Origin of the sequence: Prosthecobacter sp., assembly GCF_014879935.1 — a bacterium.
GTDB lineage: Bacteria > Verrucomicrobiota > Verrucomicrobiia > Verrucomicrobiales > Verrucomicrobiaceae > Prosthecobacter.
On the sequence record NZ_JACSRD010000196.1, the window covers coordinates 1 to 12,684 of the forward strand.

A 12,684-nucleotide genomic window follows, 5' to 3' on the forward strand; every position below is an offset into this window, starting at 1 on the left:
CTCGCGGTAGCGCTCCACACCATCCACCTCCTCCGTGATGCAGCCCTGGTAGAGCCAGGTTCGCACCACATCCTGAAAACCCGCCCCCGAGCGTGCCAGCACACGCCGCATGCTGGAGAATGCCTCTGCCGACTGCTCGTAAGGCGTGCGCCCCTCCAGATGCAGCGAACCGCCGGACGCATAAATCCAGCGCAGGCCGTCATAGCTCACCGTCACCAAGTCCTCCGAGTGATACTCCACTTCCGCCGCGTTCGTGTTCACCGCCCAAGCCTCGATGGCCAGCCCGCGTCCCTCGCAGGGAGGTTGCACGACAAAAAGCGTCAGCGGCATCTGCCCGCCATAGCATGCTTCGAGAATCTGCTTCGCCACCGGCACATCCGCGCGATCCCTCACAAACACGGTCTGCATCGTCACCGCCATTGGCTCGCTTTGCTGGCGCAGGATAGCGCGGATCGTTGAAGCCGCTTCCCACGCCTCATCGCGGAAGCTGCCGCCGCCCTCCGGCGTCACCATCATCGCAACGCGCTTCACTTTGCCCAGATCGATCACCGTGTGATGCTGCTCGCCGATGAGATGCGGCGGGAACTCCAGACCGGTGACTTCGGCATCATGGCTTCGCATGACACGATTGCGGTTTCCTAGCAGCCTGCGGTCAGGAGCCAGACTGTGGGCGACAAATCCATCGGGGGAAGAGAGTATCATGGCATGCGGGGGGAGGATGTGTAATTGCATCAACTCCGCCTCCAAAGTTGCAGAGTTTATGCAACAATTAGAACGCCATGCGCATGCCCACCAAAACGCTCATATTTGCCATCCACTGTGCCGCCTTTGCCTTTAATTACTTTATAACCGATTGGAACGACATGCATAAGCCAACCTGGTTAACCTTCGCTCCGTGCTAACGAAACCTCGCCCGGCTCCACTTTTCATCGTGAACGACTTTTCAGCCCGCAAAACGGTCCCAGGTGCTGCTTTTGCAAAAAACTGTCCACCTGCTCAGCGGCGGCGGAGATCGCGTCGTGCATGGGGCATGGTGGGCCGTTCCCGCACCAGTTCGGGCCAAAGGGGCACATCGGGCGGATGTCGATCGGTTCAAAGATGGAGACGATGTCGTGGAGCGAGATTTGATGCGGCGGCCGGGCCAGCCGGTAGCCGCCGGTGGGGCCGGTGATGCCGCTGGTGATGCCATGCAGCGAAAGCTGTGCAAGCACCTTTGCCACCAGAGGCCGTGGCAGCTCCCGTACGTCCGCGATCTCCGAGGCGCTCACCCGCGTGCCTTCGGCATCGTATTTCTCCGCCAGATAGCTGGCGGCCGAGATGGCTTGTTGCGCGAGTTTTCCGATCTTGAGCATGGTGACGCGGTGCTCAGATGCACCCGCTGTGACAGCGGACAAGGAATGTTTTTCTGCTTTGCCAATATCCGCGCAGCAGATGCCACGATCAACGCAGCCTTCGATCTTGTTGCCTGAGGTGCGGAAGGCTTTCATGGCAAATACAGAACTCTGGTTCTGCATTTCTAACCTGAACTCCTTTGCCGCCGTGTTAACCAAGCTCCAAGCCAAAGTCTTCTTCCTCGGGGGGACCGCCGTTTTCTTCGGCATCTTCCTCGTCCTCAGTTTCGACACGCATCTCAAAGTCCCAGACCAGACTCGTGAAAAGGACATCACGCCTGCCGTCTCCGCCGGAAAGCGCATCTGGGAGCAAAATAACTGCATGGGCTGCCACACGCTCTTCGGCGAAGGTGCCTACTACGCGCCTGAACTCACGAAAGTCGTCGAGCGGCGTGGCAAAGACTGGATCAGGGTTTTCATCAAAGACCCGCAGGCCATGTTCCCCGGCCAGCGCAAGATGGTGAAATATAACTTCTCCGAGCAGGACATCGAAAACGTCATCGCCTTCCTCGACTGGTGCGGAAAAGTCGATCTGAACGGTTTCCCGGCTGATCCGCCGCTGCGTCAGGCGCTTCAAACCATCGGCACGCCCGTGGCGGCCTCTTCCGGTCCAGCGCCATTGAAGAAGCCCGTGCCCGCCGTCTTCACCACGGCTTCATGCATTGGCTGCCATCAGATCCAGGGCCAGGGTGGCGCTGCGGGTGCCCTCATCGGTGCGCCACCGCTTGATGATGTCTTCCGGCGCTACGACCGCGAGAAACTAATCACCTGGGTCAAAGATCCGCAGAAGATCAAGCCGGGCACAAAAATGCCCAGCCTCTACGGCGTGGCCGTCAACGATGCGCAACTCAATGAGATCGCCGACTACCTAATGAGCCTGAATCCCGCTGTGGCAGCTCCGACAGTACCGGCACCCGTGTCCACGCCTGCTCCAGCACCCGCCACCCAGCCGAAATAATTTCCCACCCATTCTCAGATCATGAAATTCCAATCCCAAAAGATCGCCTACTGGTTCTTCGCCTCCGCGATGCTGCTGCTCGTGCTCCAGATCGTGTATGGTTTCATCATGGGCTTTGCCCGCATCGGCATGGACGGCCTGCACGACTTCATCCCGTTCAACACCGCTCGCGCCGTGCATACCAATCTGCTCGTCGTCTGGTTGCTGCTCGGCTTCATGGGCAGCGCCTACTTCATCATCCCGGAGGAGGCGGATCGTGAGTTGAAATGGCCGAAGCTCGCGTGGGTCCAGCTCATCTCCTTCCTCGTTGTCGGCGTCGTCGCCGTCATCGGCTACCACATCAACTGGTGGGAGGGCCGCAAGTTTCTCGAAATCCCGCGCTCGCTCGATTACCTCGTCGTCGTGAACGTGCTCGCCTTCATCGCGAACATCGGCGTCACCATCTGGCAGGGCAAACGCCACACCACGACCTCCATCGTGCTCTTCTTTGGCCTCTTCACCGCCGCGCTGCTCTACCTGCCTGGCATGATCGATTTCGACAACCAGACACTCGATTCCTTTTACCGCTGGTGGGTCGTGCATCTCTGGGTCGAGGGCGTGTGGGAGCTCATCATGGGCTCGCTGCTCTGCTACCTACTCATCAAGCTCACCGGCGTGGACCGTGAGATCGTGGAAAAATGGCTCTACGTCATCGTCGGCTTCACCTTCCTCTCCGGCATCCTCGGCACCGGTCACCACTACTACTACATAGGTGCGCCGAAGTACTGGCTCATGATCGGCGGCATTTTCTCCGCACTGGAGCCGCTCGCCTTTCTCGGCATGGCCATCTACGCGCTGGCGATGGCTAAAAAAGGCGGCCGCCGCCATCCGAACAAGGCCGCGCTGAACTGGACGCTCGGCAGCGCCATCATGAGCTTCGTCGGCGCGGGCTTCCTCGGCTTCGCGCACACGCTGCCGCAGGTGAACATGTACACTCACGGCACCCTCGTCACCGCGATGCACGGCCACATGGCCTTCTGGGGCGCGTATGCCATGATCAATCTCGCCATGATCGCCTATGTCCTGCCCGTGCTCACTGGCCGCAAGCTCTGGGACAACGCCGCCTCCGCCTACGCCTTTTGGCTCAGCAACATCGGTATGACCGCCATGACCGGTGCGCTCGCCGTCGCCGGTATCACGCAGGTGAATCTGGAGCGCCGCATGGGCATGGACTTCCTCGCCGTGCAAAAAGAGATCGAGATACACTTCGTCGGCATGATCCTCGCCGCCTGCCTCTTCTTCCTCGGCATCTGCTTCTACCTTTACAACTTCTGGCGCTTCGGCCTGCCAACCAACGAGGCCGCGCACTCCGACGTGCGTCGTGAGGAGGAACTGCCCGCGTCCGCTGAATCCGCCGCCTGATGAGCACGCGCGAAGTTTTCTACCTCGAAACCGGACGCGAGAGCGAGCTCTTCGCCAAAGCATGGGAGGCACGCCTGCCTCTCATGCTCAAAGGCCCCACCGGCTGCGGCAAGACGCGCTTCGTCGAGCACATGGCCGCCAAACTCGGCCGCCCGCTCGTCACCGTCTCATGCAACGAGGACACCACCGCCACCGACCTGCTCGGACGCCACCTCCTCATCGGCGGTGACACCCGCTGGACCGATGGACCGGTGACACGCGCCGTGCGTGAAGGGGCCATCCTCTACCTCGATGAAGTCGCTGAAGCCCGCGCCGATGCCATTGTCGTCATTCACTCGCTCACCGATCACCGCCGCGAACTGTTTCTCGACCGCACCGGTGAGACGCTGCACGCGCCGCCGGAGTTCATGCTCGTCATCAGTTACAATCCAGGCTACCAGCGCAGCATGCGTGAGCTGAAACCCTCCACACGCCAGCGCTTCATCGGTCTCGGCTTCGGATATCCGAGCACAGACATCGAAACGCGTATCCTCACTGGTGAGACCGGCATCGACGAAAAAATCGCCCGCAGCCTCGTCGCCATCGCCAAAAAGGTCCGCGCCCTCACCGAGCTCTCGCTGCTCGAAAGCGTGTCCACGCGCCTGCTTGTCGATGCCGCGAAACTCATCCGCACCGGCCTCCCACCGCGTTACGCCGCCACCGTCGCCGTCGCCGAACCTCTCACCGACGATCCCGACGCGCTCGCCGCTATCACCCAGGTCATCGAACTGACGCTCTGATATGTTTGAATGGGAGGAAAATCTCTTCCTGGGCCTCAAGGCGCTCTACAAGCGCCTGGTCGAATCGCCGCGTGAGCGGGCTGCGGCCGCGGTGCGCGCGGATCTGGCTCCGCACCGGCAGCGGCTGTTTTTGCTCGCCAACATGATCGCTGAAAAACCGGTGAGCGTACTCGAAACACCCAATCGCGTCCTGTGCGATCATGAGCGTGTTTTTCTCCCGCCGGAGTTTTCGATCGCGAGTGCCACAGAGGCCAATCAGGTGCTTTTTCAGCTCAAAACGATCTTTGCCGCGCTCGCCATCCGGCATCGGATTTCGGAGCCGAAACAGCTTTTGGGCGAAATTCCGGCGCTGAAGGCCCGGATCGCCGAATTGGGGCCATTTTTGGGCGAAACGGACTTTTGGAGCCTCATCGGCCGCGCGGAATTTTCTCGCGAAAACAGCCCGCAGGCCTCCAAAACGCTCCTCAACTCGCAAACCGCCCTCGAACAGCCGGATCAAGTCACGGAGATCGAAGGCAAAGGCCAGACGAACGTGAAAGTGAAGCTCGGCGACGACGATCAGCCCGTCGAATCCGAGATGCCGATTCACACTTTCGAGAAAGCGGAGACTCTCGAAGAATACAGCGGCCTCGACCGCAAAACCGACGACGAGGACGAACTCGAAGACCACGCCGAGGCGCTGAACAAGCTCGACATGAAACACGTCGTGCGCACCCGCGAGCGACCGCGTTCGATTTATCGCAGTGACATCGTCATGGAGGGCCTCTCGCTCGAAATTGGCTCCGAAAACGACGAACCGCCCGCAGGCGGCATCCCGTATCCCGAGTGGGATTACCAAAAACAGCGTCACAAGCCGGCCTGGTGTCATGTGCAGCCGCAACGCGTCACCGCAACCGATCCCGCATGGGCCAAAACCGCCGCAGCGAAGCACCGCGCCGTCATTCTCGACCTTCGCAAAAAACTCGCTGCGCTCGCCACGCAGACGCAACGTGCGAAACGCCAGCCGCACGGCCCTGAGCTCGACATCGACGCCGTCATCGCCGCACAAGTCGCCGCCCGCAGCGGTCACGGGCCGGACGAGCGGATCTACATCCAGCGCCAGCGCCGCCTGCATGACGTGGCGGCCTTGATCCTCATGGACCAGAGCTTTTCCACCGATTCATGGGTGGATGATGCTCGCGTGCTCGACACCATCCGCGAGACGCTGCTCTGCGTGGGCGAGGTGCTCGACGAATTCATCGAGACCTTCGCCGTGGCCGGTTTCAGCTCCGACACGCGGCGCGAGTGCGCTTTTCATCTCATCAAAGACTTCCGCGATCCATGGCTCACGGCCCGCACCCGGCTCGGTAGCGTGCAGGCGCAGGGCTACACGCGCATAGGTCCCGCGCTGCGGCATGCTCAGGAGCTGCTCATGCGGCAAAGCGCGGAGAAAAAAGTCATCTTCCTTCTCACCGATGGCCGCCCTTGTGATTACGACCGCTACGAAGGCGAATACGGCCTGCGCGATGTGCGCAAAGCCATCGAAACAGGCGTGAAGCACGGCATCACCACCCACGCCTTCGCCATCGAGAAGCGTGCGAGAGAGCACTTCCCCCGCATGTTCGCCCGCCAGCACTACGACATCGTGCCAAACCCTCGCGCCCTCGTCGCCAGCATGTGCGGTGCCTTCGCGCGGCTGCGCCTGGCGGTGTGATTCAAGCCAGCCACACCACACCAGTGATGATGATCATCAGCAAGCCTCCCAGCGCCACCTGCCAGAAGCGATGTGTCCGGCGAAGCTCCATGAACCAGCCTGCGACCAGCGTGAACTTCACCGCTGCCAGCCCAAGTAGCAGCGATGGCAGCACATGGCGCTCCGCCAGCAGCCAGCTCGCCGTGGTGAGCGTGATGAGAAATAGCCAGATAAAGGTGAGAGCGCGGTTCATAGCAGGTAGATGACGGGATAGAGCAGCAGCCAGATGAGATCGCACATGTGCCAGAAGACCGCACCTGCCTCGAAGTTTTGATGATCGCCCGCATGGCTGTGCCCGAGGCGGACTGAGCGAGCGAGCACCCCCAGCAGCACCACGGCGACTAGCACATGCACGAAGTGGAAGCCCGTGAGCAGGTAATAAAGCGTGAAGAACGTATCCTCGCCAAACTGGATGCCATGCGCGGCCTTCTGGCGGTATTCGATGAGCTTTAGCGCCAAGAAGAGCACGCCAGTTAGCAGCGCAGCTATCGTCCAGCTTCTGGCGCATAGTTTTTCTCCCTTTCGCAAGGCCCCCAGCCCGCAGGCCATGAACCAGCCGCCAGTGAGCAGAACGAGTGTGTTCGCAAAGGCTAGGTTCTGATTTAGCAGCAGGCGTCCCTGCTCATACTCCGCCGCATTCCCGCGCTCCTGCCAGACAAATGCCAAAATGCCCGCGCCAAAGGTCACCACCTCCAGCATCACGAGCAGCCAGATGAGCAGGCCACCCGGCGGTTCCCATGAGTCCGAGCGGTCCTGGCAGGCTGTGCTCATGTCGTCGTGGCGTTGATTTTTCATGGGAGGAGATAGGCAGAATCTAACGCAGGCACAATTGCAGAAGGCCAGTTCCGCAATTACCGCCCAAACCTTGCCAGAGAGTGCAGAGCGGTCATTCTTGGAGCGGCTACTCTAAGATGCATGAATGAGGAAAAAGCCGCCAGCAAACCCGATCTCGCCGGACGGCCGGAGATCGAAATTCTCGTGAACACTTTCTACGACCGCGTCCGTGCCGACGAGGTGCTCGGTCACATTTTCGACAAGGTAGCGCAGACGAACTGGAGCACGCATCTGCCGAAGATGTATGCTTTCTGGGAGACGGTCCTGTTTCGCAGTGGCGGCTTCACCGGGAATCCGCTCGCCGCGCACGCGAAGCTGGTGCCGCTCACGGACATGGGACGGGACAAATTTGACCATTGGCTCCTGCTCTTCCGCTCCACGGTGGATGATCTCTTCGCCGGCGAGCATGCCGAGCACATCAAGAGCTGCGCCGCCGACATGGCGAACGTCATCTTCTCACGCATCAATCAGGTGCCTGATCCGAGATTCGACCCTGCGAACCTCACGCCCGAGCAGCGTGAACGGTATGCCCGCTACAAGCAATCCTCCCAACCTGCCTGAACCATGAAAACGAAAACCACACTCCTCCTGGCGGCCGCCTCGGTCGCTTTTCTCACGCAATGCGACCGCGAGCTGAGTCCAAACGAAAAGCAGTCCCAGGAAACCTTCATGAAGGCCATGCTGGAATTACGTTCGCCCGCTGTTGCTGCTGCTCCGGCTTCGGATGACGCGATGGCAAACCCCACGAAGCAGCAGGACAAACCTGTCTCAGGCACAGAGAACGCCGTTTTGACCGATGCGCCGAACGTGCCACCACCCATCACGCGCGATCATCCGACGAAGGTGACGATCAAACTCGAAGTCGTCGAAGTGGTGAAGCGCATGGCCGACGGCGTGGATTACACGTTTTGGACCTTCGGTGGCAGCGTGCCGGGCAAATTCATCCGCATCCGCCAGAATGACGAGGTGGAGTTTCACCTCATGAACCGGCCGGACAGCAAGATGCCGCATAACATCGACCTTCACGCTGTCACCGGACCAGGCGGCGGCGCGGCCTCGTCCTTCACGACACCAGGGCATGTGTCCGTCTTTTCCTTCAAGGCGCTGAATCCGGGCCTCTACGTCTATCACTGCGCCACAGCACCCGTCGGCATGCATGTGGCGAACGGCATGTATGGTCTCATCCTCATCGAGCCAATCGGCGGCCTGCCAAAAGTGGACAAGGAGTTCTATGTCTTCCAATCCGAGTTCTACACCAAAGGACCGTATGGCGAGGCCGGCCTGCAACCCTTCAACATGGACAAGGCGCTCACCGAGACACCTGACTACGTCGTCTTCAACGGCAGCGTCGGCGCGATGGCGGGCGACAATGCCGTGCATGCCAAGGTGGGCGAAAAAGTGCGCCTCTTCGTCGGCAATGGCGGCCCGAACCTCACGTCCTCCTTCCACGTCATCGGCGAGATTTTTGACAACGTGTATCTGGAGGGCGGTGTGAAGCCCGCACAGCATCAGGTGCAGACCACGATGATTCCCGCCGGCGGCTCTGCCATCGTGGATTTCGGCCTCGAAGTGCCAGGCACCTATATTCTGGTCGATCACAGCATCTTCCGCGCCTTCAACAAAGGTGCCGTGGGCATGATCAAGGTCACTGGCGAGGAAAACAAACTCGTGTACTCCGGAAAGCAGGATGACCGCATCTACCAGCTCGAAGGCGGCGCGGTGCAAAACATCCCTCAGGCATCCACACAGCAGCCGCCCGCGGCAAACAAAGACGAGCGCATCGCTCGTGGCAAACTCCTCTACACATCCATCTGCATGGCCTGCCATCAGGCGGAGGGGCAGGGCATCCCGAAGGCATTCCCACCGCTCGCCAAGTCCGACTACCTCAATGCGGATGTGAAGCGCAGCATCGGAACCGTGCTCCACGGCCTGCAAGGCAATGTGACCGTAAATGGCGAGGTCTATGCCAGCATCATGCCGCAGCTAGGCCTCAATGATGAGCAGGTGTCCAATGTGCTTACCTATGTGTATAGCAGTTGGGGGAACAACGGCACCGAAGTGCTGCCCGCCATGGTGAAGGAGGTCCGCGCGACCGCTCCGGCTCCCGCCCAGCCCGGCCATTGATTCCACAAACCTCATGCGTCAAGCACTCACATACCTGCTGCTGGCAGTCGCAATGCTGCCAGCGGCTGAAGTCCCCGCGCCACCTCCGGGCATGGTTCACATCCCCGGCGGCTTGTACAAACCAGTCTATGCCAAAAAGGCCAAGCAGCGCCGTGCGGAGCCTTTTTTCATGGACACCACGCAGATCACGAACGCGCAATTTCTCGCCTTCGTGGCTAAAAACCCCACCTGGAGGCGCTCGCAGGTCAAAAGCACGCTCGCGGATAAAAACTACCTCGCACACTGGCGTGGTGATCTCGATCCTGGCGATGAAAAAACACTCGCCGCGCCTGTGGTGAACGTCTCATGGTTCGCCGCGAAGGCTTACTGTGAATCGTTGGGCCGCCGCCTTCCCACGCAGGACGAATGGGAATTCGTCGCCCGCGCCGATGCAACACGCCTGGATGCCAGCAGCGATCAGGCCTTCCTGCGCCAGCTCTTGGAATGGTATTCAAGGCCCGCCAGCGGCCCACTGCCTGCCGCAGCGGATGGCGTGCTGAATGCGCATGGCGTGCGCGGCCAGCATGGCGTCATCTGGGAATGGGTGCATGACTTCAACAGCACCATGGTCGTCGGCGACTCGCGAGGTGACGGCTCGCTGGAGCGGAAGCTCTTTTGCGGCGCAGGCTCGCTGCTCGCTGCTGATGTGAGCAACTACGCCGCTTTCATGCGCTACGCCTTTCGCAGCAGCCTAAAGGGCGACTACTGCGTGCGCAGCCTCGGCTTTCGCGGAGCGAAGTCGGTGAAGGAAGCACCGCCCGCGCCTGCCGCCGCCGCTTTCACCACCATCTACGACCTGCCCGGCACTTGGCGCACTCAGGACGACAAACCGCTCACGCTCGACCAATTGCGCGGCAGGCCACGTGTCGTCACCATGGGCTTTACATTATGCAAATTCGCCTGCCCGCGCATCATCGGCGACATGAAGCGCATTGAGGCCGCGCTCGGCGCGGACGCGGAAAAAGCAGGCTTCGTATTCTTTTCCTTCGACACCGCGGCGGACAATCCCGCGCAGATGAAGAAGGCCGCCGCTGAGCAGCAGCTCGATCTAGGGCGCTGGACCTTTGCCATCTCGGATGACGAAACAATTCGCCAGCTCGCCGTCACCCTTCAATTCAAATTTGCCACCGTCGAAGGCTTTCTCACCCACTCGAACCTCATCGCCGTGCTCGATGCCGACGGAAAAGTCGTCCACCGCGAAGAATCGCTCGGCGCGGACATCGCACCCAGCATTGCGGCGCTGAAAAAACTCCTTCAGCCATGAAAACACTGCTTCCGCTTCTCTTCACCGCACTCGCCGGCATCTCCCAAGCGCAAACAACGCCCGCTGCCGCGCCTGCGGCCAATCCGCTCTCTTTTGCTGATGGCCGCGTCGTTTTCGGCATCGAGGACCAACTCCGCTACGAATGCCGCGACAACAACTACGACTTCAACAGCGCCGCCACGCACATCAATGACGACGCGTGGTTCCTCCAGCGGGCACGCATCAGTATGCAGGTGAAGCCCGCAGACTGGCTCACCTTTTACATCCAGGGCCAGGACTCGCGCGAGATCGGCAGCCGCCGTTCCGATGTGCCCGGCGTGCTCGGCGCGGAGGGGGACAATCCATTCGATCTCCGCCAGCTCTACGTCGAGATCGGTGACGAGAAACGCTCGCCCTTCAGCGCCAAAATCGGCCGCCAAGTGCTGCTTTACGGAGACCAGCGCCTCATCGGCCCGCTGGAGTGGAACAACATCACGCGCACCTTTGACGCCGTGAAACTGCGCTACGCCGGCAAAGACGGCCTGTGGGTCGATCTCTTCACCTCCTCGCTCGTCGTCGTCGATGGCAAAGGCATGGACGCCAGCGACTGGGACAGCACGCTCAGCGGCATTTATGCAAACATCCCCACGCTCGGCATCCAGAACACCGAGCTTTACGCGCTCTACTCTGACGACAGCAACCGCAACGACCACTTCATCACCATCGGCACGCACATCAAATCACTCCCCGGCAAATTTGGCCCGTGGGACTACGAGGCCGAATTTGCCGTGCAGAGTGGAAAGGCTGGCGGGCGTGATTTGAGCGCCTTCGCCAGCTATGTCGAGGGCGGTTACACCTTCTCCGCGCCGTGGAAGCCGCGTCTCGGCCTCGAATACAGCTACGGCAGCGGTGATGGAAACGCCGCCGACAACAAGCAGGGAGCCTTTCAGAACCTCTTCCCCACCAATCACCTCCACTACGGCTACATGGATGTCTTCTCATGGAGCAACCTCCACAACGTGGCCCTCCATCTCAGCGCCAAACCCACCGCCAAAATCACCAGCAGCCTCGATTACCACCTCCTCTGGCTCGCCACCACCAGCGACGCCCTCCGCCGTGCGAACGCCACCACAGCCGTGCGTCCCATCTCACCGAATGCAGGCAGCTTCGTCGGCAGCGAACTCGACCTGCTCATGAGCTACGCGCACAACACCCACCTCAGCTTCACCCTCGGCTACAGCCACCTCTTCGCTGGCGATTACCTCGCCAACACCGGCGCTGGCAGCGATGCCAACTTCCTGTATGTGATGACTAACTTGAAGTTCTAAGCGTCCTGCCATTAAGTGACATAATGTTCAGCAAAAACGCAAGGTGCTACAGCTCACAAAAGTGGTAGGGCAATACAGAATGTACTCTGCTTGCATTGTTCTTTTTTAATCGAGCGAAACCAACCGGAAAAGCGTGCTAAAAATGCCAGCCTGAGAGATGAGAAGGGCAAATCCACGACAACCACCAGCATATCAGGGAGCAAGACAACTTTCAGAGATGCCTAGGGAAGAATGACTGGGACAGCCACAGGTTCAGGTGCAGATCAATCCCTTGGAGGTGGTGCAGTTCATCAGCGGTAGTTTTGTGCCAATGAACGAAATGTGTGAACGTGCCGGATTGAGCGAACGCCAGATATACGACCGGACCAAGGTGGTGTTTGAGTATTTCAACCTGCTTTTCGATGCGGTTCCAGCCCATTGGTAATCGGAGTCAGTGCCATCCGATCTCCAGCCTCTCATCACCGCAGCCACTCGCCACGCTCGTTTCACCATGAAGCACATTGTTTCTCTTTCTCTCGTCCCTCCCCCGCCGCCAACGGCCCGTCTGGCATCGGCTCCTTCGTCGTCCGAATGGCAGACCAGCCGTTGCCCCGGCCTCCCTTGGCCGCGTCACCAGCGACGGAGGCTAGGCCAGCTCCTCCCCGCCTTTCCACGAGGACTGGCCCATGCTCCGTCACCGGCCACGCGGGGGCACGGGTGCGGAAAGAAAAACTTCGGCTGACCGAAGTCGCGTGTTTCACGTTATCCACAGGGCGATGTGACACGCCCGGTCACCTTCATGGTATGATGAGGCCATGAAAAAATCGTGCGCAAATCAGCGGGCGTGAAGTTCGAGAGTGATGTGCTGGCGTTCAT

The 12,684-nt window shown here is 60.2% G+C and carries 11 protein-coding genes and 1 pseudogene; 8 read left to right on the top strand and 4 right to left on the bottom strand.

Features of this window, described 5'->3' with window-relative positions; genetic code table 11:
* Window positions 1-702 (bottom strand): annotated as a pseudogene (locus tag IAE77_RS21545) (dioxygenase); the annotation flags it as partial.
* A 224-nt stretch (window positions 703-926) separates the two neighbouring features.
* A complete protein-coding gene (locus tag IAE77_RS21550; RefSeq protein ID WP_294231234.1) occupies window positions 927-1,487 on the bottom strand; it encodes an Rrf2 family transcriptional regulator in 561 nt (186 codons plus the stop codon).
* 52 nt (window positions 1,488-1,539) lie between these two features.
* Here IAE77_RS21550 and IAE77_RS21555 point away from each other — a divergent pair, with 52 nt between their 5' ends.
* The 4 genes from IAE77_RS21555 to IAE77_RS21570 are packed head-to-tail and all read left to right on the top strand — an operon-like array spanning window position 1,540 to window position 6,222.
* Entirely contained in the window at window positions 1,540-2,349 is an 810-nt protein-coding gene (locus IAE77_RS21555; RefSeq protein ID WP_294231235.1) for a c-type cytochrome, read from the top strand.
* 21 nt (window positions 2,350-2,370) lie between these two features.
* Entirely contained in the window at window positions 2,371-3,750 is a 1,380-nt protein-coding gene (locus tag IAE77_RS21560; protein ID WP_294231236.1) for a cbb3-type cytochrome c oxidase subunit I, read from the top strand.
* Complete coding sequence (locus IAE77_RS21565; protein WP_294231237.1) at window positions 3,750-4,529, top strand: CbbQ/NirQ/NorQ/GpvN family protein; 780 nt, start codon at window positions 3,750-3,752, stop codon at window positions 4,527-4,529. The genes IAE77_RS21560 and IAE77_RS21565 overlap by 1 nt, the downstream gene beginning before the upstream one ends.
* A gap of 1 nt (window position 4,530) precedes the next feature.
* Window positions 4,531-6,222, top strand: a complete 1,692-nt coding sequence (locus IAE77_RS21570) for a VWA domain-containing protein (protein ID WP_294231239.1) — start codon at window positions 4,531-4,533, stop codon at window positions 6,220-6,222.
* Window position 6,223: 1 nt separating this feature from the next.
* Here the strand turns inward: IAE77_RS21570 and IAE77_RS21575 are convergent, their stop codons facing one another.
* Both IAE77_RS21575 and IAE77_RS21580 read right to left on the bottom strand, forming a co-directional pair.
* Complete coding sequence (locus IAE77_RS21575; RefSeq protein ID WP_294231241.1) at window positions 6,224-6,454, bottom strand: cytochrome C oxidase subunit IV family protein; 231 nt, start codon at window positions 6,452-6,454, stop codon at window positions 6,224-6,226.
* Window positions 6,451-7,056 (bottom strand): cytochrome c oxidase subunit 3, encoded by a 606-nt coding sequence (locus IAE77_RS21580; protein ID WP_294231244.1) that lies wholly within the window; start codon window positions 7,054-7,056, stop codon window positions 6,451-6,453. Before IAE77_RS21580 ends, IAE77_RS21575 begins: the two co-directional genes overlap by 4 nt.
* A gap of 120 nt (window positions 7,057-7,176) precedes the next feature.
* On the opposite strand from IAE77_RS21580, the gene IAE77_RS21585 reads away from it, so the two are divergent.
* The 4 genes from IAE77_RS21585 (at window position 7,177) to IAE77_RS21600 (ending at window position 11,829) form a co-directional block, all read left to right on the top strand.
* Entirely contained in the window at window positions 7,177-7,656 is a 480-nt protein-coding gene (locus tag IAE77_RS21585) for a group III truncated hemoglobin (protein WP_294231246.1), read from the top strand.
* Window positions 7,657-7,827: 171 nt separating this feature from the next.
* The gene (nirK, locus tag IAE77_RS21590; protein ID WP_345781005.1) at window positions 7,828-9,219 is read left to right on the top strand and encodes a copper-containing nitrite reductase; all 1,392 of its coding nucleotides are present in this window, start codon (window positions 7,828-7,830) and stop codon (window positions 9,217-9,219) included.
* Window positions 9,220-9,232: 13 nt separating this feature from the next.
* The gene (locus tag IAE77_RS21595; RefSeq protein ID WP_294231250.1) at window positions 9,233-10,522 is read left to right on the top strand and encodes an SUMF1/EgtB/PvdO family nonheme iron enzyme; all 1,290 of its coding nucleotides are present in this window, start codon (window positions 9,233-9,235) and stop codon (window positions 10,520-10,522) included.
* The gene (locus IAE77_RS21600) at window positions 10,519-11,829 is read left to right on the top strand and encodes an alginate export family protein (protein ID WP_294231252.1); all 1,311 of its coding nucleotides are present in this window, start codon (window positions 10,519-10,521) and stop codon (window positions 11,827-11,829) included. The genes IAE77_RS21595 and IAE77_RS21600 overlap by 4 nt, the downstream gene beginning before the upstream one ends.
* Window positions 11,830-12,684 lie beyond the last annotated feature (855 nt).